The 22,958-nt window shown below is 58.6% G+C and carries 23 protein-coding genes; 4 read left to right on the top strand and 19 right to left on the bottom strand.

Translation table 11 applies throughout. The features are described from left to right. Positions 1 to 208 precede the first annotated feature (208 nt). From ACFOTD_RS10935 to upp, 15 genes are all read right to left on the bottom strand, one after another. Positions 209 to 4,411 carry a cadherin-like beta sandwich domain-containing protein gene (locus ACFOTD_RS10935; protein ID WP_378118546.1) on the bottom strand — a complete coding sequence of 1,401 codons (4,203 nt, stop codon included), beginning with the start codon at positions 4,409 to 4,411 and terminating at the stop codon, positions 209 to 211. Between the two features lie 246 nt (positions 4,412 to 4,657). Beyond that, on the bottom strand, positions 4,658 to 5,119 hold the full coding sequence (locus ACFOTD_RS10930; protein WP_378118544.1) for a Dps family protein: 462 nt from the start codon (positions 5,117 to 5,119) through the stop codon (positions 4,658 to 4,660). Between the two features lie 85 nt (positions 5,120 to 5,204). Beyond that, the gene (locus ACFOTD_RS10925) at positions 5,205 to 6,215 is read right to left on the bottom strand and encodes a YpdA family putative bacillithiol disulfide reductase (protein WP_378118543.1); all 1,011 of its coding nucleotides are present in this window, start codon (positions 6,213 to 6,215) and stop codon (positions 5,205 to 5,207) included. Positions 6,216 to 6,353: 138 nt separating this feature from the next. Beyond that, complete coding sequence (locus ACFOTD_RS10920; RefSeq protein WP_378118541.1) at positions 6,354 to 6,755, bottom strand: F0F1 ATP synthase subunit epsilon; 402 nt, start codon at positions 6,753 to 6,755, stop codon at positions 6,354 to 6,356. Positions 6,756 to 6,779: 24 nt separating this feature from the next. Further along, positions 6,780 to 8,186, bottom strand: a complete 1,407-nt coding sequence (gene atpD / locus ACFOTD_RS10915) for a F0F1 ATP synthase subunit beta (RefSeq protein ID WP_378118539.1) — start codon at positions 8,184 to 8,186, stop codon at positions 6,780 to 6,782. A gap of 76 nt (positions 8,187 to 8,262) precedes the next feature. Continuing rightward, positions 8,263 to 9,138, bottom strand: coding sequence for an ATP synthase F1 subunit gamma (atpG, locus tag ACFOTD_RS10910; protein ID WP_378118537.1), 876 nt, complete (start codon positions 9,136 to 9,138; stop codon positions 8,263 to 8,265). An 84-nt stretch (positions 9,139 to 9,222) separates the two neighbouring features. Then, complete coding sequence (atpA, locus tag ACFOTD_RS10905; protein ID WP_378118819.1) at positions 9,223 to 10,737, bottom strand: F0F1 ATP synthase subunit alpha; 1,515 nt, start codon at positions 10,735 to 10,737, stop codon at positions 9,223 to 9,225. Positions 10,738 to 10,779: 42 nt separating this feature from the next. Further along, complete coding sequence (locus ACFOTD_RS10900) at positions 10,780 to 11,325, bottom strand: F0F1 ATP synthase subunit delta (protein WP_378118536.1); 546 nt, start codon at positions 11,323 to 11,325, stop codon at positions 10,780 to 10,782. After that, on the bottom strand, positions 11,322 to 11,807 hold the full coding sequence (gene atpF / locus ACFOTD_RS10895) for a F0F1 ATP synthase subunit B (RefSeq protein ID WP_282913115.1): 486 nt from the start codon (positions 11,805 to 11,807) through the stop codon (positions 11,322 to 11,324). Before atpF ends, ACFOTD_RS10900 begins: the two co-directional genes overlap by 4 nt. Before the next feature lie 115 nt (positions 11,808 to 11,922). Then, entirely contained in the window at positions 11,923 to 12,144 is a 222-nt protein-coding gene (atpE, locus tag ACFOTD_RS10890) for a F0F1 ATP synthase subunit C (RefSeq protein WP_090116173.1), read from the bottom strand. 35 nt (positions 12,145 to 12,179) lie between these two features. Beyond that, positions 12,180 to 12,935 carry a F0F1 ATP synthase subunit A gene (gene atpB, locus ACFOTD_RS10885; protein WP_378118533.1) on the bottom strand — a complete coding sequence of 252 codons (756 nt, stop codon included), beginning with the start codon at positions 12,933 to 12,935 and terminating at the stop codon, positions 12,180 to 12,182. A 1-nt stretch (position 12,936) separates the two neighbouring features. Next, complete coding sequence (locus tag ACFOTD_RS10880) at positions 12,937 to 13,347, bottom strand: ATP synthase subunit I (RefSeq protein WP_378118531.1); 411 nt, start codon at positions 13,345 to 13,347, stop codon at positions 12,937 to 12,939. After that, positions 13,344 to 13,595, bottom strand: a complete 252-nt coding sequence (locus ACFOTD_RS10875) for an AtpZ/AtpI family protein (protein ID WP_378118529.1) — start codon at positions 13,593 to 13,595, stop codon at positions 13,344 to 13,346. The genes ACFOTD_RS10880 and ACFOTD_RS10875 overlap by 4 nt, the downstream gene beginning before the upstream one ends. Positions 13,596 to 13,963: 368 nt before the next feature. Then, positions 13,964 to 15,103: a non-hydrolyzing UDP-N-acetylglucosamine 2-epimerase gene (gene wecB, locus ACFOTD_RS10870; protein WP_378118527.1), complete on the bottom strand. Its 1,140-nt coding sequence runs from the start codon at positions 15,101 to 15,103 to the stop codon at positions 13,964 to 13,966. A 32-nt stretch (positions 15,104 to 15,135) separates the two neighbouring features. Next, entirely contained in the window at positions 15,136 to 15,765 is a 630-nt protein-coding gene (gene upp, locus ACFOTD_RS10865) for a uracil phosphoribosyltransferase (RefSeq protein WP_378118526.1), read from the bottom strand. A 174-nt stretch (positions 15,766 to 15,939) separates the two neighbouring features. Here upp and ACFOTD_RS10860 point away from each other — a divergent pair, with 174 nt between their 5' ends. From ACFOTD_RS10860 to ACFOTD_RS10845, 4 genes are all read left to right on the top strand, one after another. Then, the gene (locus tag ACFOTD_RS10860) at positions 15,940 to 16,626 is read left to right on the top strand and encodes an S-layer homology domain-containing protein (protein ID WP_378118524.1); all 687 of its coding nucleotides are present in this window, start codon (positions 15,940 to 15,942) and stop codon (positions 16,624 to 16,626) included. Between the two features lie 127 nt (positions 16,627 to 16,753). Next, on the top strand, positions 16,754 to 17,065 hold the full coding sequence (locus ACFOTD_RS10855) for an acetyl-CoA acetyltransferase (protein ID WP_378118522.1): 312 nt from the start codon (positions 16,754 to 16,756) through the stop codon (positions 17,063 to 17,065). A gap of 262 nt (positions 17,066 to 17,327) precedes the next feature. Continuing rightward, positions 17,328 to 18,644: an MFS transporter gene (locus tag ACFOTD_RS10850; protein WP_378118520.1), complete on the top strand. Its 1,317-nt coding sequence runs from the start codon at positions 17,328 to 17,330 to the stop codon at positions 18,642 to 18,644. Positions 18,645 to 18,760: 116 nt separating this feature from the next. After that, positions 18,761 to 19,795: an NADH:flavin oxidoreductase/NADH oxidase gene (locus tag ACFOTD_RS10845; protein ID WP_378118817.1), complete on the top strand. Its 1,035-nt coding sequence runs from the start codon at positions 18,761 to 18,763 to the stop codon at positions 19,793 to 19,795. Between the two features lie 717 nt (positions 19,796 to 20,512). Here ACFOTD_RS10845 and ACFOTD_RS10840 read toward each other — a convergent pair. From ACFOTD_RS10840 to ACFOTD_RS10825, 4 genes are all read right to left on the bottom strand, one after another. Next, positions 20,513 to 21,049, bottom strand: coding sequence for a hypothetical protein (locus ACFOTD_RS10840; RefSeq protein ID WP_378118518.1), 537 nt, complete (start codon positions 21,047 to 21,049; stop codon positions 20,513 to 20,515). A 147-nt stretch (positions 21,050 to 21,196) separates the two neighbouring features. Further along, positions 21,197 to 21,976 (bottom strand): DUF4247 domain-containing protein, encoded by a 780-nt coding sequence (locus ACFOTD_RS10835; RefSeq protein WP_378118815.1) that lies wholly within the window; start codon positions 21,974 to 21,976, stop codon positions 21,197 to 21,199. After that, complete coding sequence (locus ACFOTD_RS10830; RefSeq protein ID WP_378118516.1) at positions 21,973 to 22,488, bottom strand: DUF4178 domain-containing protein; 516 nt, start codon at positions 22,486 to 22,488, stop codon at positions 21,973 to 21,975. Before ACFOTD_RS10830 ends, ACFOTD_RS10835 begins: the two co-directional genes overlap by 4 nt. Positions 22,489 to 22,512: 24 nt before the next feature. Beyond that, on the bottom strand, positions 22,513 to 22,917 hold the full coding sequence (locus ACFOTD_RS10825; protein ID WP_378118514.1) for a DUF350 domain-containing protein: 405 nt from the start codon (positions 22,915 to 22,917) through the stop codon (positions 22,513 to 22,515). Between the last annotated feature and the right edge of the window lie 41 nt (positions 22,918 to 22,958).

Genomic DNA, 22,958 nt, shown 5'->3' with positions numbered 1-22,958 from the left:
ACTTTTCTAAGTACTTGAACGCTATCTATGTAGCTGTCAATGCAAGAAATCAATGGAACAGGCTATTTGATTATATCGTAAAATTAGCATTTTTTGTCGATTATCATGCGATATCTTCGTTAAAATTAAGCCAGTTTCATGTAAAAAAAAGTCTCCCGCTCTCCAAGGGACGAAGGCGGGAGACTTGCTGGCGGGCCAAGTCTATCTTTTACTCGGAGGCGCGCTTGATAACGAGATTGCAGGACCAGGCAATCCCTTCGAACAAGCCGGTTGCTTGAACGACGATCTCGCTCGTTCCGGGCTCCGGCGTCAGCGTATACAAACCGTCGCTGTTCGGAGAGTACGGGATGTCGCCCACCTTTAAGACGGCGTCCGCGCCTGCGGGCAGTCCCAGACTGATCCACATCATTTCCGGAAACTCGTCGAGACTCGCTTCATAACGGCCGGTAGATTCATTGTACGCAAATGCCATGCTGGAGCCCCATCCGGAATAGGTTAACCTGGGGTAGACGGGCGCCCCGCGATATACAACGAGATCGTAATCGAGCCGCGCCCCCTCCTCATCCCTGACAATGACGGTATATTCGCTTCGTCCCATAGGCAGCGCCCCGACGTAACGGCCCGTTTCCCCTGCACCGTAAGGCCCCAGGACAACCGCTTGCGTCGTACCTTCGTCCGTTACCCAACGCAGATCCAGCAGATCATGCGCCTCCGGCACGATCAGACGGAACCTCTTCTGTCCTTCGTAAACCCAGGAGGATGCTGCCGCAGGGTCTTGACCGTGCGAGCTTTGCGCGCTCCAAGAGGCTAGCCCTACAGGCTTCAACCCTAGCGAACCATAATAAAGATGAATATCGATACTCGCGTACCTACCGTATGAATCCATCGTCTCTATCAAAAAGGCGTTGTCCCCGTCAGCAGGCACGAACGGGTATGCGAAGCCGGATTCCGCCTCGTCATATGGAACGGCGACATCGTTGACCCGAACGGACGAATCCGGATCCGCACCGGTTACGCTCAGTTTAAAGTCAGTTTGCCCGGGCGCATCGGCAAGCATCGCGTGAAGGCTGCCGGCAAAGGTATCGAGCTCGGTCTCGCGCAGCTCGCCGTCCAGCTTGTATCCGATGCCGGCCTGAACGTCCGTCGACATGCCTAATTCAAAAGCCAGCGTGTACGCCAACGGCGGACCCTCGCCCGAGACCGGACGGACGACGACGAAGCCGAAGTTCGCCCAATCGCCGTACACCTGCACCTCATAACGCCCCGAACCTGCGGGTTCTTCGCTCACCTTGTCAAAGGAAGTATATCCTCCCTGATAGACGGTATCGACCTTCACGCCTGCGCCCGGCACAGGCTTGACGTTCACAGCTGCTGAATCGGCAGGCAACGCCGCGCGGTATACAGTCTGCTGCGTCGCGTCGCGGATGAATTCGACGGGCGCCGCAGAGGCTTCTGCCGGATACTGCACGGGCGTTCCTGTCACGCCCGTCATCTCGTAGCCCTCCGGCAAGCCGTCGCCTCTCCATATGTGAACGACGCCTTCCTTTGCGCTGCCTTCGTAGCCCGGGTAATACGTACGAACCTCCGCGACATTCCATCCGGGCGACAAGGAAACGATATAATAGCCCTCGGCATTCCGCTGTGCTTTGACTCGATTTCCGGGGCTGCCTGGATTGTGCGGGTCTGCCTCGTAAATAAAAACGTCGGATTCGACGGACATATCGAAGTTATTGCTGCGAAGCATCACCGTTTCGTCTCTTCCCCGGACCGATACCGTGTAGTCGCCGCCTCCGACAGGCACGAGATGAACCTCGGCCCTGCCGTCCGTCGCCAGGTTGGCAGCCCATTGCTGCTGCTTGACCGCGATATAATAGACTTCATAATCCGTTGTCGCGTTGTCTTCGGTCACGGAATAGGAGAGTCTGACGCTAACGACAGGTTCGTCAATCGACAAGCTGCCGTACAATGAGCCGTCTGCCTCTTCGTAGATCGTCTCTTCGCCGACCGTGAGCCTTGCATCGGATACGACGGCAGGATCGAATTGAAACTGTATTTCCAATTGCCCATTCTCTTCCTCCGGCACAAAAAGGCCATAGGACTTGCTCGCATACGATCCGTCTTTAAAGCTGTATAGTAGCATCGGCTCGACCGGCGTTCCTCCCCATGCGATGCCGGACGACACCAGTCCCTTGAGCTCTATGTCGAGCGGTTTGACCCATATGAATACGGTCGCGGGCGCCGACTCTTCCCCATTTGCCATTGCCTTGTACTGAAAGCTGTCCATGCCCGAGAAGTCTTCGTCTGGCGTATAGCTGAAGGAACTGGCGTCTGCCGCATTTAAAGTCACTTCGCCGTGCTCGCCGGCGGTGACGATCTCGTAGCTCACGGCTCCGATGCTGCCATGACTGCGTAAAGTACCGTTGACCGGCGTGTTGAAATTCGTCTCTAACGAGAAGCTGCCCGCGGTAAGCGAAGCCGCCCTGTTGACGAACAGCTGGTAGGTCTTTGTCGCGCTGCCGATTTGCGCTTGAATCGCGATCGTATTAGCGCCCGGCTGCAACGGTACGTTGTAAGTCCAAGCCGCATCGGAAGCGACATAGGCGAGCGAAGCAAGCGTTGCGCCGACCGGCGGCACGGACTGCCCATTTACCGTCACAGACGGCGCTTGTGCAAGCGGCAGCTTCAGCGTCAGCGATGCCGTATTCGCGGGTACGTCGAATGTCGCAGCTGGATTTTCGGCGGTAAAATCGATATGAAGCGGCGCGCCGCCGGCGATCTCGATATCGGCGCCGTCTAACAGTTGGCGCGTCGCCGTAATCTTGTAGATCCGACTCGTCGTGCCGTTAGCCGCCGTTACATGAAGAAGGACCTCGTTCTCTCCATAGGCAAGCGGGATATGAATGGCGCCTCCCGCCCACGCCGTTCCGTTGACGGACAGCTTCGCGCCTGAATCGTCCAAAGCAGGCGTGAAGTCCAGTGCGGAGACAGCACCGCCCACGCTGACGGTGTAGTTTAGCACATCCCGGCTGAATGCGGGACTTAGCGAAATGCCCGCCGACAACACCAGTCCGTTCAGACGAGCGTTGTCCGATCCGGGCGTCGGCGTCGGTCCGGTTCCCCCAGTGGGCGTCGGGGTCGGCGCGTGCGTCGATGTCGGGATCGGCGTCCCGTAGTTGTCCGCCTTGTCCTTGTTGTATTGCTGCTGCTGAACGGGCGTCATCGCGGCAAGCAGCGCCGCTTCGGCCTTCGCCGCCGCCTCGGCCGCAGACTTGCGGTTCGCTTCCGCTTGGGCCAGCTTGGCCACCTCGATCGACTGCATTTGCCCCGCCAGCCGCTGCTCGAGCTCCTTCAGCTTGACCGCTTCCTCGGCCGCTTTTTTCTTCGCGGCTTCCTCGGCCAGCTGCCTGACCTTTTCTTGCTTCGCTTTTTCCTTCTCGCTAAGCTGGCTCAGCTGATCCTTGTCCAGCCCGAAAGACGTTTGTTCCTGCTGTTCGATCTTCTTGACCAGCTGTTCGTCGATCTTCTTCTGCTCGATCGCCTGCTTGGCGATGACGCCCAGCAGCTCCTGCGTATTTTGAATAAACTGCGCCAGCTGCTGCTGCAGCCCAGCCGGTACGCCGCTTTGCTTGAACCTTTCGACCGTCTGCCGGTTCTCCTCGTCGATCTTCTCTTTGCTGCGCAGGATCGCTTCGATGATTTCCGGAGACGCGTTTTTGACGATCTCCTCGATATCCACGAGCGTCGTCAGCTCGCTCAGATCGGTGCCGCTCGCCGAATCGAGCGAGAGCTGCTGCGTCGGATACAGGTCGATCGTCTTGACGCCCGACGAACCCGTTTTCCCGCCGCTCTCCTCGGTCCCGCTCCCCTGCTTCTCCCCGTTTTCCGACGTGAACCGCACGACGCCCGACATCACCGACGTATTCGTCCCGCCCGTCTCCGGGTTGACCCGCGCCAGGAACGCCGTGCCGCGCACGCCCATGATCGCCGTCGGCGTCTCCAGCTTGAAGTCGTCGTCCTGGCTCTTGATCGACTTCACGTCCACCCAAGCCGTTCCCTTAAGCATGCTGACCTTCGTCACCGTGCCCTTTTTGTCCGACAGCTTCGAAAACGTCAGCGTCGCGTTCTCCCCGACCGTGAACTTGTCGTCCTCCGACGTCCCGTTCGCGAACTGCAGCACTGCCGATCCCTTGCTCCCGGTAATCAGCTTGTCCCCCTGGTTCAGGCTCAGCTTCGCGAACGCCTTGAACAGCTTCGAGCCGCCGGCTTTTTGTACCTGCACATCACCGCTCAGCTGCTTGATCACCGCGATCCGCGACGAAGAAGCCGCGTGCGCCTCCCCGCCGAACGCAGCCGATACCGGCAGCAGCAGCAATAGCGCCGCCAGCAGCGTTAATCCTAACTTCCGAATCATATTCGCACTCCCAATCCATCCTTAAAATAAGTGCTTTTGCACGATCGTTCGCCTATGTATAGATGCCGCAATCACCATTATAAATTTGGAAAATTGACGAATATATGCGACTACATACACAATTATCGTCATAAGCGGTCACTGAATCTGTAATGGCCGCCACATAACCGCGCTCCCGAACAAAAAAATCCCGTTCGCCGGAACTTAATCCGGGCGAACGGGATTTTTATATCGTAACGTATTCGCTTAAGCCTTCACCTTGGTCGGCACTTCGATGCCGGCAGTCGCGCTCAGCATCCAAATGTGCTTTTGCAGCGCTTCGACCTGCTTCGTGAGCAGATCTGCCGTCGGCGCGTCGCCGGCTTCGTCGGCCAGCTCAAGCGTTTCGTTCAATCCATTGGTCAGCAGGATGAAGTCGTCGATGACGGCCTTGACCATGTCGACATCCTTCGTCTCGCTCCCGCCTTCCTTCACCTTCGTGAGCGACAGATATTCCTTCATCGTAGATGCCGGCTTGCCGCCGATCGAGAGAATGCGCTCGGCCACTTCGTCGAGCGACAGCGCCGCGAAGTCGTAGAGCTCTTCGAACTTCACGTGAAGCGTCTGGAAGTGAGGCCCCTTCACGTACCAGTGGAAGTGGTGAAGCTTAAAGTAAATGACGCTCCAGTCCGCCAGATTTTGATTGAGATTGTTCTGGATCTTAGGCATGTGAATCCCTCCCGATTGGATAAGCTTGCTCTCCTAATTTACCCGGGATGGGCGCAGTTCAAGCAGATCTGTCGACAAAGCCGCCTTAAACCGTCCGCAAAGATGCCAGGTGCGCCGCGATTTTGCGTCCATGGTAACGTCCGCTTTCGATAAATATTTCATTGGCGTCCCGACCCGTGGAAACGACGCCGGCCAGATAAAGTCCCGGCACGTTCGTTTCCATCGTCTCCGGATCGTGCGTCGGCGGGATGATTCCATCCGGCGCCTCAACGCCCATCGACCGCAGGAAAGCCCGATCCGGCCGGAATCCCGTCAGCGCCAGCACGAAGTCCGCAGGCAGCGTTTCCTTGACGATCTCTGTCCGACAATCAACCGAGTCCGCCTCCTTCACGCTCTCTACCGTGACCTGGTCGTAGCCGATCTCCACGACTCTACTCTGCAGGCGCAGGTCGATCCGTCCTTTTGCCGCATAGCTGTCGAAAATCGGGCGTACCCAAGGCTTAATATTGGCGGATACCGATTCTCCCCGGTATACCACCGTCACCTTCGCGCCTACGCGCTCCATCTCCAGCGCCGCGTCGACGGCGGAGTTGCTGCCGCCGATGACGATTACGCGCGTCCCCGCGTACGGATGCGCTTCGGTGAAAAAGTGGCTCACATGCGCGTGATCCTCGCCAGGAATGCCAATCCGGTTCGGATGGTCGAAGTAACCGGTCGCGATGATGACCTTTCGAGCGTGGGTATAGGCAGGCTGGCCGGATCTGCCCACCGACGTGACGCGATAAGCGTCGCCGTCCCGTTCGACGGCCGTGACGCCTTCATAGCGGCGAATCCGCAGCTCCCGCCTTTCCGATACGATGCGATAATAGTTCAGCGCCTCTAGCCGGGATGGCTTGTCGTTTGGCGTAATAAACGGCACGCCTGCGATCTCGAGCATCGGCGCCGTGCTGAAAAATTGCATATTGACCGGGTAACGGGAGATTGAGTACCCGACGTTTTCCTTTTCGAATATTAAAGGGTTGAAGCCCTGGTCCTGCAGCTCGGCCGCGGCCGACAGGCCGCAAGGCCCTGCTCCTACGATGACGATATCTTCCATGGCGCAGTCGTCCGCCTTTCCTCGTGATGGCTTCGTTTAAGTATACGCCCGCTCGCGCCCAGTGTAAAAAAACGCAGAAATCGCCGGGAGGCGGCTTCCTGCGAACAGGTGCCGCCTCCCGGCGATATGCGTTTAAACTTAGTTTCCGCCGCCGACCCGAATCCGGGTGAGTGCGCGCTGCAGTGCAGCCTCGGCCCGTTTGTGGTCGACTTCGGTTTGCTTGTGGTTCAGACGATCCTGCGCGCGTTCCTTGGCAAGCTCGGCGCGATGAACGTCGATATCGCCGCCAAGCTCCGCGGATTCCGCCAGGATGACGACCTTATCCTTGCGGACTTCCATGAAGCCGCCGTGAACCGCGATGTACTCATCGTTGTTCCCGATCTTCGCCTTGACGGGCGCGATCTTGAGCGGCGTCACCAGCGGAATATGATGCGGCATGATGCCCAAATCCCCGTCTACGCCACGGACGACAACCATGTTGACATCCTTTTCGTAAACGATCCGCTCGGGGGTGACGATTTCCAAACGTAAGGTGCTCATATCGATACCTCCATCAAAAGCGGATTAGAGCCCTTGTGCGAGCGTCTTCGCCTTCTCGACTGCGCCTTCAATCGAGCCGACATTATGGAACGCCGGTTCCGGAAGATCGTCATGCTTCCCTTCAAGGATCTCTTTGAAACTGCGAACGGTATCTTTAACCGGCACGTATACGCCAGGCATGCCGTTGAAGGCTTCGGCAACGTGCAGCGGCTGGGATAGGAACAGTTGGACACGACGCGCGCGCAGAACGACGAGCTTGTCGTCCTCGGACAGTTCGTCCATACCGAGGATAGCGATAATATCGAGCAGTTCCTTGTAGCGCTGGAGCAGCTTCTTGACGCCTTGCGCGACGGCATAATGCTCTTCGCCGACGACTTCCGGCGCAAGAACGCGGGAGGACGATGCCAGCGGGTCGACGGCCGGGAAGATACCCATTGCCGCGATGTTCCGCTCGAGGTTCGTCGTCGAGTCCAAGTGAGCGAACGCCGTAGCCGGAGCCGGGTCGGTATAATCGTCCGCCGGTACGTAGATCGCTTGGATCGAGGTAACGGAACCCTTTTTCGTCGAAGTGATCCGTTCTTGCAGTTGACCCATTTCGGTTGCCAGCGTCGGCTGGTAACCTACCGCGGACGGCATCCGGCCGAGAAGGGCGGATACTTCGGAGCCGGCTTGCGTGAAGCGGAAGATGTTGTCGACGAACAAAAGCACGTCGCGGCCTTCTTCGTCGCGGAAGTACTCGGCCATCGTCAGACCCGTCAGCGCAACGCGCAGACGCGCGCCCGGAGGCTCGTTCATTTGACCGAACACCATCGCGGTCTTCGCGATAACGCCGGAGTCGCTCATTTCATGGTACAAGTCGTTACCTTCGCGCGTACGCTCGCCTACGCCTGCGAATACGGAGATACCGCCGTGCTCCTGAGCGATGTTGTGGATGAGCTCTTGCATCGTAACCGTCTTGCCGACGCCTGCGCCGCCGAAGAGGCCGACCTTACCGCCCTTGGCGTAAGGGGCCATCAGGTCGATGACCTTGATGCCGGTTTCCAGGATTTCTTGCGACGTCGACAGCTCGTCGAACGGAGGCGCCTGGCGGTGAATCGGATTCGCGATCGTGCGGTCGACCGTACCGGCGTTGTCGATCGGGTCGCCCAGCACGTTAAATACGCGGCCGAGCGTCGCCGGTCCGACCGGTACCGTGATCGGCGCGCCGGTATCGACGGCTTCCGTACCGCGGATAAGACCGTCCGTCGAAGACATGGCGACCGTACGGACCATGTTGTCGCCCAGATGCTGCGCGACTTCGACCGTCAGCTTGACTTCGCGTTCGCCGGTCTGATGAATTTGGATTGCGTTGAGGATGTCCGGCAGATGGCCGTTGTCGAACTCGATGTCGACGACCGGTCCCGTAACCTGGACAATGCGCCCCTTGCTCATTCGTGTCCCTCCTGTAACTTCAGTCTATATCCGTATCCTTCGCTTCGCGGGCGGACAGGCCGCCGCGAACGAAAGTTTAGCTCAATGCGTTTGCGCCGCCGACGATCTCAGCGATTTCCTGCGTAATGGCCGCTTGACGTGCGCGGTTGTACGTCAGGGTCAGCTCGTTGATCCGTTTGGTGGCGTTCTTGGTTGCGTTGCTCATCGCAGTCATCCGCGAACCGAATTCGCTCGCCTTGTTCTCCAGCAGCGCGCTGTATACCAAGGTTTCCGCGTACTTCGGCAGCAGGACGTTAAGCACAGCTTCCGGAGACGGCTCGTATTCGTAGCCCGCGCTCGGACCTGCCTGATTCGTCGCGCCGAGCGCCGAAGCGTCGAGCGGCAGCAATTGCTTGACCGTCGGCATTTGCGTGAGCGCGTTGATGAACCGGTTGTAGACGAGATAGACCTCGTCGTACGTCCCCTGCTCAAACCCGCTCACAGCCGCAGCCGCGATAGCCTTTACATCCGCGAACTTCGGAGAGTCGGGCACGCCGATGACGTCCTGGACGATCGCGTAATCGCGACGTTTCAGGTAGTCGCGGCCTTTGCGTCCGATGACGAACAGATCGTACTCCGCCTTGGACTTGTGCTTGCTCTTCAGCGTATCCACGAACTTCTTCAGCAGACCGCTGTTGAGACCGCCTGCCAGACCGCGGTCGGACGTAAAGACGATATACGCCGTCTTTTTCACCTCGCGGGATTGGAGCATCGGGTGCTTGACGCTGCCGCCGCCGCCGGCGATGCTCGAGACGACTTCCTTGAGCTTGTCGGCATAAGGCCGGCCCGCGAGCGCCGCATTTTGCGCGCGCTTGAGGTTCGCAGCCGCGACGAGCTCCATCGCCTTGGTGATCTGCTTCATGTTCTGCGTGCTCTTGATCTGACGCTTAATCTCGCGCATCCCTTTAGCCATTCATGTCACCACCTTATTGTCCGCGCCGGGCGACCTGGCGGCCTTGCGCAGCGCGGAAGCTTCTATGGCCGAAGCCTTCGCTAATTAAGCGGTCGTAGCGAAGCTCTTCTTGAAGGCGCCGATCGCTTCGACGAGCGCCTTGTCGTTGTCGGGCAAAATGTCCTTCGAATCGCGGATGGACGCCAGAATCTCCGGGCGTTGCGCATCCAGATAGCTCAGGAACTCGGATTCGAAGCGGCGAACGTCTTGTACCGGCACGGTGTCGGCGTGGCCTTTGGTGACCAGGTACAGGGAAACGACTTGACGCTCCAGCGGCATCGGTACGTTGATGCCTTGCTTCAGAATCTCGAGGGTGCGGATACCGCGGTCGAGACGGGATTGCGTAACCTTGTCGAGGTCGGAGCCGAACGCTGCGAACGCAGCCAGCTCGCGGTATTGGGCGAGGTCGGTCTTGAGCGTGCCCGCGACCTTCTTCATCGCCTTCGTCTGCGCGGACGAACCTACGCGGGATACCGAGTTACCGACGTTAACCGCCGGACGCTGACCGGAGTAGAACAGGTCGGACTCGAGGAAGATCTGACCGTCGGTGATCGAGATGACGTTCGTCGGGATGTAAGCCGAGATGTCGCCGGCTTGGGTCTCGATGAACGGCAGCGCGGTGAGCGAACCGCCGCCGAGCTCGTCGTTCAGCTTGGCTGCGCGCTCCAGCAGACGGGAGTGCAGGTAGAATACGTCGCCCGGATAAGCTTCGCGGCCCGGAGGACGACGGAGCAACAGGGACAGCTCGCGATATGCTGCGGCTTGCTTGGTCAAGTCATCATAGATGATCAGGACGTGCTTGCCGTTGTACATGAATTCTTCGCCCATAGCGCAGCCGGTGTACGGCGCGATGTAGAGCAGCGGGGACGGCTCGGATGCGCTCGCCGTAACGACGATCGTGTAATCCAGCGCGCCTTGACGGCGGAGGGACTCAACGACTGTACGGACGGTCGATTGCTTCTGGCCGATGGCGACGTAGATACAAATAACGCCATTGCCCTTTTGGTTGACGATCGTGTCGATCGCGATCGTCGTCTTGCCGGTCTGGCGGTCGCCGATGATGAGCTCCCGTTGGCCGCGACCGATCGGGATCATCGCGTCGATTGCCTTGATGCCGGTTTGCATCGGCTCGAATACGGACTTACGGGCCATGACGCCCGGAGCCGGGGATTCGATCGGACGGAACTTCGTCGTCGCGATCGGACCGTTGCCGTCGACCGGCTGGCCAAGCGCGTTAACTACGCGGCCAAGCATCGCTTCGCCGACAGGCACTTCCATGATGCGGCCGGTACGCTTGACTTGGTCGCCTTCGCGAATGCCGGTGTACGGGCCCAAGATGACGACGCCGACGTTGTCTTCTTCGAGGTTGAGGGCCATGCCCACGACGCCGTTCGAGAATTCAAGCAGCTCGCCGGCCATCGCTTTTTCCAATCCGTGGACGCGAGCGACGCCGTCGCCGACCGTGATGACGGTACCGACGTCAACGACTTGGATATCGGATTGATAGTTCTGAATCTGCTGCTTGATCAGCGTGCTGATTTCTTCAGGACGGATACTCAATTCGTTCACCCCTGTCTCCTACTTACAAGATACATGCGTATATTACTGACTCGTTTGAAGTTCTTTGGATAGACGGTTCAGCTTGCCGCGCAGGCTGCCGTCGTAAAGCGTGTCGCCGATGCGTACGGTAATGCCGCCGATCAGCGATTCGTCTACCTCGCCGATGACGCGTACCTTTTTGCCGATGACCGCGGCGAATTGCGCGGCGATCTCATCGGACTGCTCGGACGTAAGCGGCTTGGCCGAGGTGACCAGGGCGTCGGCGCGTCCGAGGACGCCTCCGGCGACCGACATGTACGCGTCCAGCACAGCCGGGATCTCGGTCTCGCGACCGCGCTCGACCAGCAGGCTGACCGTGTTCAGCACGATCTGGGATACGTTGTCGCCGAACGTGCTGCGCAGCAGGGCGATTTTCTTGTCCAGCGTAATGTTCGGGGCCGACAGAAAAACGCGCAAGTCTGCGTTCGCTTCGATCGCGTCCGCGACCAGCTTCAGCTCGTTCTCCGTGCTGGCTACCGCGTCTTGCTCGCTCGCCAGATCGAAGAGCGCTCTGGCGTATCGTTTGGCTACGACCGTGCCGCGGCTCATGACTTCTTACCTACGTCTTTGAGATATTGATCGACCAGTTCGCCTTGGGCGCCCGCATCGACTTGCTTCTCGAGGATCTTGCTGGCGATTTGAACGGACAGGCCGCCGACTTCGGACTTGAGCGAAGCGATTGCCTTGTTCTTCTCGGCTTCGATGTCGCGTACCGCCTCTTCCTTCAGGCGGCTCGATTCGCCGCGCGCCGCGGAGATGATGTCGTCGGCTTGCTTGGAGCCGGTCGACTTCGCTTGTTCGATAATATCATAGGCTTCCTTGCGTGCTTGCTGCAGCGATTGCTTCTGCTCTTCGAGGAAACGTTCGCTCTCGGAGCGGTTGCGCTCGGCCGTGTCGATCTGCTCTTTGACAAGCTGACGGCGCTTTTCCATAATGCCGAACAGCGGACCGAAGGCGTACTTCGACAGCAGCAGGTACAAGATGCCGAATGCGATGACTTGAACAAAAAAGTTGGTCCATGTGATGGTCAACGATAGCCACTCCTTTCACCCAAAAACTGTCGATCAAATCCGAATTGCGCCCTCTTGCATAAGGAAGGCGTGGAGGCAGATGGCTCTCCGCGCCTAACGTTATAGATGAAATTGCTTACTTCGCCATGAAGATGAACGCGAGGACGAGGGAGATGATCGGCAGTGCTTCTACCAGACCTACGCCGATGAAAGCCGTCGTTTGCAGAGCGCCGCGCAGTTCTGGCTGGCGGGAGATGCCTTCGACCGTCTTGGAGAAGATCAGACCGTTACCGATACCGGCGCCGAGCGCGCCAAGGCCGAACACGATTGCAGCTGCTAACAGAGCATAAATTTCCATTTGTGAATATCCTCCTCGAATTGGGTACTTTGAGATTAATGATCTTCTTCGTGAATGCTAGCCTGACCGATATACACCATGGTCAGCATCGTAAATACGAACGCTTGGATGGCGCCTACGAATATACTGAAGCCCTGCCAGACGAGCAGCGCCGGAATCCCGACCCAACCCATGCCAAGGATAACGCCGATCATGACTTCGCCGGCGTAGATGTTGCCGAACAGCCGGAGACCCAGCGTCAGCGGCTTGGCCACCGTCTCGATCAGGTTGATCGGAAGGAAGAACGGCCACGGCTCGAAGTAATGCTTGAGATAATGCTTGCGGTTGTGGCGGAATCCCTGAATGTGCGAGATTACGATCACGGTGAGGGCGAGTGCCATCGTCATAGCGGCGTCTGCCGTAGGAGACTTCCACCATGCGAAGTGGGCTTCCTCTTCGCCGTTCATGAACAGGTCCATACCGAGGAACGTCGCGTGACCGTGCGCTTCGGTAATGAAGTTGAACGGAAGGCCGAGCATGTTGCCGATGAAAATGTAGATGATCAGCGTAAGACCGAGGCTCAGGTAGACGCGACCCCGCTTGAAGTCTGTCGCCATCCCGATGATGTTGCTGACGAACTCGACGACCCATTCCATAAAATTCTGCAGCTTGCCGGGATTGTCCACGGACAGATTGCGGACGGAAAGGCGCGCGAGTACAAATGCGACGATGCTGGTCACGATGACCATTATGATAGCCGCAAGGTCGAACTTCACACCGCCGAGAATGACGATTGGCGCTAAGTGATCCATGTTAGTGCTTTTCACCCCTTTCATCGGTGGCGTGGCCGCCTTGGCGGCGTCTGGACAAGATACCCAGTAGGAGTGTTGCCAACGGCGCCGCAATTAATCCCGCTACGGTAGCCGGGAGATTGAACTCGAGCAGGCGAACCGATACGAACGCGGCGAGCAGGGCCAACGCGGCGCGGGAAAGGAAGCCGAACCCCGAACGGGGTCTTCTGCCGCCGGACGCGGCTTCGCCGATCCGAACGGTCTTCCAAGCCAGATGCCACGCGACGAGCAAGCTGCCGATCGCACCGATCAGGAATCCTCCGAAGACAGTCTTGTAAGCGGGCAATAGCGCCCACCCCAGACATCCTATGGACAAAAAAAAGAACGTAATGCGGGAAACCTTCTTCATCAAAGCAGGCAAATCGTCCATCATTTGCCCCTTCCCTTGACGGCGAACTTCCGAATAAGGCCCACAGCCGAACCGATGCCGGCGACGAGGCCGACGATAAGTCCGACCAGATACCAAGTTGAGGTGCCGCGGTTGCCGTCAACCACGGATCCGATCCACCAGCCCAGGCCGACGCACACGGCCAGTTCGACACCGATAGCGGTTACGAGCCCGGCTGCGCGCCATGGATTCTCGTCCGGCGGCAGAGGCGGTTTTCGTTCGGATTCGGGCATGGACATCCGCTCCTTCGATCCCACTAACAAGAAAATCGACTAAAAGTAAGCCCTTTCTTCCTAATGGTTCAGGTAATATTGTATCCTTGGCCGATGGGATTTGTCAATTCGCATAAATTCAAACATTATGTGAACGCAAGCCCGCCAAACCCTTGATAAATCTGGATTCTTCCGCTGTTAAAACCATACAGTTGCGCTGTATGCTGTAGACAATTCACCCGGCATTCCTTCTGCCGTGCGAGCGGATTCGTCATCCGGCGAAAAATCCGCCGTCATTATTTGGCGATTTGGCTCCTCGCCTACGCACAAAAGGCGACGGCCCGCCCAAAGGGTCTCTCTCCCCTCACGCTTAACCGTCGCCGGGCTCGTCAACCCTCGAAAGCCGACGGCCGTTCTCCCTTGCCAAAATGATGCAGAATCGCTTGCGCGATCCGTCGCGAAGCCTGCCCGTCCCCGTACGGGTTCGCGGCATGGCTCATCCGTTCGTACAGCGCCGGATCGGTGAGCAGGGCGCTCGCCCTGTCGAAGATCAGATGCTCGTCCGTACCGACGAGCTCCAGCGTGCCGCCTCCTACGCCTTCCGGGCGCTCCGTCGTATCCCGCAGCACGAGTACGGGCACCCCGTAAGAAGGCGCCTCCTCCTGAATGCCGCCCGAATCGGTCAGGATCAGATGCGTGTGCTTGTAAAAGTTATGCAGCTCGACGACGTCGAGCGGATCGATCAGCCGGATCCGCGGATGATCGCCCAGAATCTCCTCGGCCGGTCCCTTGACGGCCGGATTCGGATGAACGGGGTACACCACGGCGATATCTTCGTGCGCTTCTGCGAGCTTGCGGACCGCGCGAAAAATCTGCCGGTGCGGCTCCCCTTGGTTCTCGCGGCGGTGCGCCGTCATAAGGACCAGACGCTTGCCGTTGGCCCAGTCGAGTACCGGATGCGAGAAATCGGGCTTCACCGTGTATTGGAATACGTCCGTCACAGTATTGCCCGTCACGTAAATCCGATCCTCCGGCTTGCTCTCCTTGCGCAGGTTGCCCGCCGACCATTGGGTCGGCGCGAAGTGAGCGTCCGCCAGCACGCCGGTCAACTGCCGGTTCATCTCCTCCGGATACGGAGAGAGCTTGTTCCAGGTGCGCAGGCCCGCTTCGACGTGGCCGATCTGGATCTGCTGCAGGAACGCGGCATAGCTCGCCAGGAAGCTTGTCAGCGTATCGCCGTGCACGAGCACCATGTCTGGCTTGGCCTCGGCCAGTATCGGCTCCAATCCTTGCAGGACGCGGATCGTGATCTCGTTCAGCGTCTGGCCGACCTGCATGACGTTCATATCGTAGTCCGGCCGGATATCGAAAATATCCAGCACCTGATCGAGCATCTGCCGGTGCTGCGCGGTCACGCAAACGGTGGATTCGATCAGTCCGGGGTATTTTTGCAGCTCCAGCACGAGCGGCGCCATCTTGATCGCTTCGGGGCGCACGCCGAATATCGACATGATTTTTATCGGTTTCACAAGTCCGTACCTCCCACAAGCCTAGCTCTGCTTTATTTGGTTCCGTAAAGCCGGTCGCCTGCGTCGCCGAGGCCCGGCACTATGTAACCGTGTTCGTTGAGATGCGAATCCAGGGCCGCGACGAAAATGTCGATCTCGGGGTGCGCCTCCTGGACAGCCTTGACGCCCTCGGGCGCCGCGATGAGGCACATCAGCTTGGTCGGCTTGCAGCCGCGCTGCTTCAGGATCGAGATCGCCGCGTTGGCCGAGCCGCCCGTCGCCAGCATCGGGTCGAGCACGATGAGCTCGCGCTCCGTCACGTCGGTCGGCAGGCTGACATAGTACTCGACCGGCTGAAGCGTCTCTTCGTCCCGATACAGCCCGATATGGCCTACCCTTGCGGACGGCAGCAGCTTGAGCACGCCGTCGACCATGCCGAGACCGGCGCGCAGGATCGGGATCAGGCCGACCATCCGGCCCGCGATGATCTTCCCCTCGGCTTCGACGACAGGGGTCTGCACCGTCGTCGTCGTAAGCGGAAAATCGCGCGTGGCCTCGTACGCCATCAGCGTGGAAATCTCGTCCACGAGCTCCCGGAATTGCTTGGTTTCCGTCTTTTTATCGCGCAAAAAAGTGACTTTATGCTGAATCAGCGGGTGGTCGCAAACTTGCAATCGCCCCATGGTGTTCCTCTCCTTTGTCCGTTCAGATGCCCGTTCATTATATCATTGTCTCCTCCGCGGCGCATCCATGCGTCGCCAACGCTCCCGGGCCGTCCATGCCGCGCAAAATCATCTGCAACGTTCGCCGCGGCGCGCCGATATTCATATCAGAAACAAATAGGGAGGCGTGTCCATATGAAAAAGACAAAGCAGGCCGTATCCGCGTTGGCGGCAGCCGCGCTCTTGCTGGCGGCGCTCGGCGGAAGCGCAATCGCGGCTTCGGCCGACAAGACGGCGGCGGAGACCAAGCTCAAGGCGCTGATCGATGCCGGCATCGTGTCCGGGGACCAGCAGGGCAACCTCAACCTGGGCGCCAACATTACGAGAGCCCAGCTCGCGATTATTATGGTTCGCGCATTCGGCTTGGAGAGCGAGGCCAAGCCGCCTGTTCAGACACCTACATTTACCGACGTAGCGCCCGGTTCCTGGTACAGCGGCTATATCTCGGCGGCCAAAAACCTGATCGAAGACAACGGATACACGCTCGGTACCGGGGACGGCAAGTTTAACCCGAACGGCAACGTGACTTCGGCCGAAGCCGTCGCGTTGCTGTGCAAGTTCCTTGGCATCCAGCCGGACGCAACAACGGCCGATTGGTCGGCCGCCTACGTCAAAGCCGCGTTGGAAAAAGGCATTCTGGACGCCAACTCGGCAAAAGGAATCAGCAAAACCAAGCCCGCCACCCGCGAGACGGTCTTCACTTATGCGAATACCGCGTTCGGCGCCGTGAAGGACAAAGAAGGCAGGACGGTTTACGATAAATTAAAAGAAGGCGTCGGCAGCGGCGTATACAATAAGAAGGAGAGCGGCACCGCACCGTAAGCCCGACTCCGCTTCAACCAAAGCCGCTCTTGTTCTTTCGACGAAGCATCCGACCACCCGAAGCATTCGTCACCCCCGGGCCTTTCTCCGCATAGGCTAATGACACAAAGCCCAGGGAGGATTGACCATGACTTCGAAAAACAAGGCCTTGGACAACAGCGCGCATATCTACGAGGCCGATCAGGATTGGGTGGCCGGCGCCAAGCAGATCCGGCAAAAGCTGTCCGACGTCTGCGGCGCCCATCATAACCGGAACGTGCGCGTAAAAACGATCGACGGACATTCGTACGAGGGAACGGTTGTCGGGATCGACGGCTGCCACCTTCATCTGGCCGTTTCGCCCAGCGTTATGGACGCCCGCTTCTTCGGTCCGTTCGCCGCGAATTCCATTCTGACGCTCGTGTTGTACGAATTGCTCGTTATCACGTTGCTTATTTAACGAACAGTACCGCAGACCCGCTGAACGCTCAGCTTGCCTGCGGTACTTTTTTTGTGCGAAGGCAGTATCGCCGCCCTCACCTTTTTTTTGCTATAATCAAAACACACTATGGAGGTGTGTTTAATTTCCCTCGAGACTCGCCGCGGCGGACCATCCCCGATTTTTTTCAAATAATCATCATGTTATCCCTTGCATTCGTTCATCCTAAGCAGACTGCGCCCGGACCGGGCATGGAATTTTCGACAGTCACCAGGAGGTCGGTATGCCGGGTAACTCTTCTAAATCCCCGTTCTCGCCGCAGTGGGGCAAGACGAGCGGAAGAACATTTACGGACGTCAGCCCTAAAGGGGGCAAGTCGGCCAGATTCGACCGCCAGGCGGCGCTGCTGCTGGCCGTGCACGCGCTCTTCACCTGCGGCAATGCGCTGTCCGCAACGTTCGTCAATATTTACATTTGGAAAATCAAACAGGATTACGCGCTTCTCGGGTGGTTCGCCGTCGTTCACCAGCTCGCGATGTCCCTTACGTTTTGGCTGGCCGGAAAATGGGTCAAAGAAGGCAACAAAATGAACGCCCTGCGGGGCGGCGTCATCGCAGCAGCCGCTTTTTACGGACTCGTGCTCGCGTTCGGCACGCGCGCCGCGGATGCAGTCCCGTTGCTTGGGCTTGTCCAGGGCATCTCCTCGGGGTTGTTCTGGCTGTCCTTTAACGTCGTCTACTTCGAAATTACGGATCCCGGCAACCGGGATCGCTTTAACGGCTGGACCGGCTTGCTCGGCTCGCTGTCCGGCATGCTGGCGCCCTGGCTGTCCGGCATTCTGATCGCCAGCAGCGGAGGCAATACGGGCTATCGCCTCATATTCGGGATCTCGCTTGCGATCTTCATCGCAGGTGCGGCGCTGACGTTCGGACTGCACAAGCGCGAGCCTGCCGGCCGCTACGACTGGCGAATAGGCCTAGGCCGGCTGCTTCGTGCTGGCAGTCCTTGGCGCGCCATCACCTGGGCGATGGTGGCGCAGGGCCTGCGGGAGGGCATCTTCGGCTTCGTCATCGCGCTTCTCGTTTACACGTCGACAGGGAGCGAGATGAAGCTCGGCAGCTTTTCGTTGTATACGTCCGCCGCGGCGCTGATCAGCTTTTGGATCGCGGGCAGACTACTCAAGCCGAAGGGCCGATACTGGGGCATGTTCGCGGGTGCTGCCATGCTCATCGCGTTTATCGTTCCTCTATTCTGGGGCACGGGCTATTCTCAGCTCCTTATCTTCGGCCTGGGGACCGCGATCTTCGTTCCGCTTTATTCGATCCCATCGGTCTCGGTCGTTTTCGACCAGATCGGCGGCAACGAAGCGGATGTCAAGCAGCGGGAAGAGCGCGTCATCCTGCGGGAGCTGGCGCTCAACGCCGGCCGCTTCATCGGCACGATCGTGTTCATCGTCTGCGTATCGCAGAGCGCGAACCCGACGCTCATCCGCATGCTCCTGCTCGTCTTCGGCAGTTCGCCGTTGTTAGCGTGGGCCATGCTGCGCAAGCGTCTGCGCAATGGGACAGGCGCGGTAGCGGCAAGTAAGGGACGCCCCTAGCTAGCCAAGCTAATCGTAAATCCCAGCTTTCAGCTTGCATAACTGTGTACGATCAAGTTACAATTACAACTGATACTTTATTGCATACAGTTGAATGGAAAGTGAGCGTGATGAACGTGAGCAGTCTCGGATCTCCTTATTCGCTAAAGGGATTATCGCTTCGCAACCGCATCGTCATGAGCCCGATGTGCCAGTATTCCGTCGACGCGGAAGACGGCGCTCCTAACGATTGGCACTTCGTTCACTACGTTTCCCGCGCAGTCGGAGGCGCCGGTCTCATTCTCGTCGAGATGACCGACGTAGAACCTGACGGGCGCATCTCGAATAGAGATCTCGGCCTATGGTCGGACGAGCAAATTCCCGCTTACCGGCGTATCGTAGACGAGGTCCACAAGCACGGCGGCAAGATCGGCATCCAGATCGCGCATGCCGGGCGCAAAGCGCTTGACGCGGAACCGCCTGTCGGCCCGTGGAACGAGCCGTTCGACGCCACCGCCAAGCAGCCCCGCGCGCTCAGCACCGAAGAAGTCTGGGCACTGGTCGGCAAATTCGCCGATGCCGCAGCCCGCGCGGTCAAAGCCGGGTTCGACACGATCCAGCTCCACGGCGCTCACGGCTACTTGATCCACCAATTCCACTCGCCGGGCATTAACAAGCGCGACGACGAATTCGGTCGCGACAAAGCCAAATTCGGCGTGGAGGTCATCAAAGCCGTCAAGGCCGTCTTGCCCTCCGATATGCCCCTGCTCATGCGGGTGTCCGCGATAGAGTATGCAGAGTACGGCTACGACCTTGACCATATTCTAGAGGTCTCGCGCGCTTACCGCGACGCGGGCGTCGACCTGTTCGACGTCTCCACCGGCGGCGAAGGCGGCCCGGCAGTGAAGGGCAAGCCCGGCAACTATCCAGGCTATCAGGTACCGTTCGCGCGTGCGCTGAAGGAAGCGCTCGGCGTCCCCGTCAGCGCCGTCGGCATGCTTGACGATGCCGAGCTCGCCGAGCACGTCGTCGCATCGGGCGACGCCGAGCTGGCCGTCATCGGCCGCGCCATGCTGCGCAACCCGTACTGGGCGATCGACGCGCTGCGCCGCCTCGACGGCAAAACCGACATCCCGAAAGCCTATGAACGGGGCTATCCCGTTCATCGCTAATTTAACGCCGTTCATAAGCCGACGCGGTCCAGTTGCCGCGTCGGCTTTTATATTGTCGTCGGCTAAACTTCGCTTCGCACGGCCACCGCGCACCATTCTTGTGCATCCTCGCCTCTCCGCCCCCGCGTCGTCGCCCCGACCAACCCACCATGCACATTTCTTATGCATCTTCGCTCCTACCGCCCCCCCGCCTCATCGCCCAACCGTCCCGTCATGCACATTTCTTAGGCATCTTCGCTTCACCCGTCCGCGTCTCATCCTACCTCGCGCCCACCATGCACATTTCTTATGCATCTTCACCCCAACTCCCCCCATCTCATCGCCCGACCAACCCATCATGCACATTTCTTATGCATCTTCGCTCCTACCGCCCCTGACCCATCTCCCCACGTGCCCACCATGCACATTTCTTATGCATCTTCGCCTCATCCGCCCCTGACCCATCTCTCCACGCGCCCACCATGCACATTTTTTATGCATCTTCGCTCCTACCGCCCACCATGCACATTAATTGTACACGGATGCTATTCGACTCTTGTGCCCAGCAGATAACGATACTTGTGCTTGTGATCCACACTCTCGGGCACGATCAGTCCCTTTCTTACTAACGATGCGATATATTTCGATATCGTATTTCGATGCAGCCCCAATTTCCCCCGTAATTCATAAGGCTCCAACGGCCCCGAAATACGAGACGCATAATCGAGTATTCGCGTTTCAATCATCGTCAGTGCCGTACTCTCCTCGTCCCCCACCCTCATTTTCCCTAGCATCTGCTGCAGCACCTGCTGACACTGCCTGGGTTTGTCGCGGATGGAGAGAAAGGCAAGACGCAGCACGGACCAACCGTCGATGACGAGATGGTTTTGGCGTGAGCTCATCTTCGTATTCAGCAGGCGTGGCGTTCATGCGGTGAGAAGCGCGGCCATCCACTTCGATCGCTACACGATACGCGTTCGTGAAATACACAAAATCGATGTACCGGAAACCGTCTTTGTAATCCTCCACCTCGTATTCGGGAATCAGTCCCTTCAAGCTGCCGAAAGCTGGAAACCAGGTGAAGCGTAAAAAGTACATGGAAGCATACGTCAATCCGGACTTTAGCCGGAGTAATCTGGCACCTTTAGCTGCCCGGAGCGTCGTGGCCCACCAGGAGGCGAATGCTTTTTCAAACTGTCGGTTGGCCTCCGGATCTCCCTGCCGATACAAAGCATCGGCCTTAAACTTTTCCAGGTTAAATAAGTCTGGACTCATCGCATCTTTGCTCCTTTTTATCACCTTATGTAAAACAAAAACGCCGCCCGCCTCCCTCATCCGAAGATAAGGAATGCAAGCGGCGCGTGCTTCACGCCGATAAGATTATTGGTCTATTTCCCGTTTCCGCTTCCGTTATCGTTATCGTCATCGTCGCCTAATGCGTCCCGAGCCGCCGAAGCTCGTTCGCGGCTTCGTCGTCTTGCGCGGCTTGAAGCTCGAGCCGGACTTGCTCCCGGAGCTGCCCGTGCCGTCGCGCGTAATGCTGCCCGTCGTCGACTTTTTCTTGCCGAACAGTCCGTCGGAGCCTACGCTGCCGCTGGAGCCGGACGAGCTGCCGCGCTTGAAGATCGAGCCCTTTTTGTCCACCGTGAGCGGCGGCGCGACCTTCTGATCGCTGACCGTCGGCGTGCGGTAGGTACCCGAGGTCGGCGGATATGACTTTTGGCTCCCGTAGCCGCGATAGTCGCCGTAATAGCCGCCTCTCGACGAATCGAACAGGTTGCCGATCAAGCTCGCGAGCAGGTAGCCCTCCAGGAAAGATGGACTGTAGTTCTGCCGCACGTATTCCTTGGAGTCGACCTCGACCAGGCTGTCCTCCGGCTTGTTCGGATCCTTTTGCACATGAATGACCTGATCCGAATAGACGAGGAACATATGCTCGGGATCGTCCTTGGACACCTGCTCAGGCTTCTTCTTGGCCTCGAGCGCCGTAGCGACCTCCTGAACCGTCTCCCCCGCCGCCCTGTAGACGTAGGAGGTCTGGCTGCCGCTGCCGCTGACCGACTCGAGCGGATACGTCTCCTGAACGTTAAGGCTCGGCCCGCACGCGGACAACAGCGTCACGACCAAGGCCAGCATAACGGTCAGGTGAATGGAGGAACGCAGCCATCCGCGACCGGAACGCCGGCGCGCCGGCCGGCTCATCGTCCGCTTCCTCTCAGCCACTCCACGTCTCCCGGCAGTACGCTTTCGCCTTCATACAGCATGAAGCGCCCGTCCTGCCATTCGATCCGCAGCAGGTTACGCCCGTCCGATTGGAAACGCCATACGTAAAGATCGCCTCCCGCCGAGGTAAAAGGCGTGCTGCCCGCCTCGACGATCCGCGTGTTGTATTGGTCCTCCAGGTGGTAATCGATACCGTCCAGCTCGATATGCGCCGGCACTTCGTCCATCGAATCGAGACGCCCGTCAATCGTGCTGAACAAGGAATACGACAGATCGAGCCGCTGCTCGATGTTCAGATAGCGGACGTCCGCGCCGTCCCGAAGCGTCAGCCAAACTTCGTTACGGGCTGTCGGCTTCGTGCGCCCGGTCACCTGGTAAGTGACAAGGGACACCTCGCACACGTCTCCCGGCCCCATCGTCAGCACGCTTCGCTCCTGCGGAAGCGGCTCAGCTTTTTTCAAAATATTTTTAACCCGTTTGAACAAGCTCATCTCTTGTCCTCCTCTCCCGCAGCCTTACAGGCACGAGCCGATGATCATCGCACCGACCAGATGCAGGGAGCCCGCGATCAGGCCATACCCTACGACGCCGTCCCGCACGCCTTCGTCCAAACGCAAATCCCCGATGCGCCTGAACGCGAATTCGACGATCCACTCCAGCACGAAGAGGATGACGAACGAAATGAAGGAGACGAGCAGCGCCTCGCCCAGATCGTCTGACGTCACGATCGAGCGGGACAGAATGTAACCTTGTGCGACGAGCTTCAGCACGAACCGGACGGTGACCGCCGTATTGCCCCGCTTCATCTCTTCCATATCCTTGTACTTGGTGAAATAAGCGTCGATGCCCATGAGAATGAACAGAAGCACCGCGCCCGCCGCCGTCCACAGCAGCGTGCCGACCACGTTTTCAATCGTCAATGTTAACGTCTCTCCTCCCGCGGATAAAACCGGGCGATTCC

This window comes from Cohnella sp. GCM10012308, assembly GCF_042649185.1.
In the GTDB taxonomy this organism is placed as follows: Bacteria; Bacillota; Bacilli; order Paenibacillales; family Paenibacillaceae; genus Cohnella.
This window is presented reverse-complemented; position numbering and strand designations above follow the sequence as displayed.

Bases quoted from the DNA above. Each gene is read 5' to 3' on its own strand.
- ACFOTD_RS10930 (WP_378118544.1), bottom strand. From the start codon at position 5,119: ATGCCTAAGATCCAGAACAATCTCAATCAAAATCTGGCGGACTGGAGC.
- ACFOTD_RS10900 (WP_378118536.1), bottom strand. From the start codon at position 11,325: ATGAGCCGCGGCACGGTCGTAGCCAAACGATACGCCAGAGCGCTCTTC.
- ACFOTD_RS10830 (WP_378118516.1), bottom strand. From the start codon at position 22,488: ATGAGCTTGTTCAAACGGGTTAAAAATATTTTGAAAAAAGCTGAGCCG.
- ACFOTD_RS10835 (WP_378118815.1), bottom strand. From the start codon at position 21,976: ATGAGCCGGCCGGCGCGCCGGCGTTCCGGTCGCGGATGGCTGCGTTCC.
- ACFOTD_RS10935 (WP_378118546.1), bottom strand. From the start codon at position 4,411: ATGATTCGGAAGTTAGGATTAACGCTGCTGGCGGCGCTATTGCTGCTG.
- atpE (WP_090116173.1), bottom strand. From the start codon at position 12,144: ATGGAAATTTATGCTCTGTTAGCAGCTGCAATCGTGTTCGGCCTTGGC.
- atpG (WP_378118537.1), bottom strand. From the start codon at position 9,138: ATGGCTAAAGGGATGCGCGAGATTAAGCGTCAGATCAAGAGCACGCAG.
- ACFOTD_RS10920 (WP_378118541.1), bottom strand. From the start codon at position 6,755: ATGAGCACCTTACGTTTGGAAATCGTCACCCCCGAGCGGATCGTTTAC.
- ACFOTD_RS10860 (WP_378118524.1), top strand. From the start codon at position 15,940: ATGAAAAAGACAAAGCAGGCCGTATCCGCGTTGGCGGCAGCCGCGCTC.
- ACFOTD_RS10875 (WP_378118529.1), bottom strand. From the start codon at position 13,595: ATGCCCGAATCCGAACGAAAACCGCCTCTGCCGCCGGACGAGAATCCA.
- atpB (WP_378118533.1), bottom strand. From the start codon at position 12,935: ATGGATCACTTAGCGCCAATCGTCATTCTCGGCGGTGTGAAGTTCGAC.
- ACFOTD_RS10850 (WP_378118520.1), top strand. From the start codon at position 17,328: ATGCCGGGTAACTCTTCTAAATCCCCGTTCTCGCCGCAGTGGGGCAAG.
- ACFOTD_RS10925 (WP_378118543.1), bottom strand. From the start codon at position 6,215: ATGGAAGATATCGTCATCGTAGGAGCAGGGCCTTGCGGCCTGTCGGCC.
- atpD (WP_378118539.1), bottom strand. From the start codon at position 8,186: ATGAGCAAGGGGCGCATTGTCCAGGTTACGGGACCGGTCGTCGACATC.
- ACFOTD_RS10880 (WP_378118531.1), bottom strand. From the start codon at position 13,347: ATGATGGACGATTTGCCTGCTTTGATGAAGAAGGTTTCCCGCATTACG.
- ACFOTD_RS10840 (WP_378118518.1), bottom strand. From the start codon at position 21,049: ATGAGTCCAGACTTATTTAACCTGGAAAAGTTTAAGGCCGATGCTTTG.
- upp (WP_378118526.1), bottom strand. From the start codon at position 15,765: ATGGGGCGATTGCAAGTTTGCGACCACCCGCTGATTCAGCATAAAGTC.
- ACFOTD_RS10855 (WP_378118522.1), top strand. From the start codon at position 16,754: ATGACTTCGAAAAACAAGGCCTTGGACAACAGCGCGCATATCTACGAG.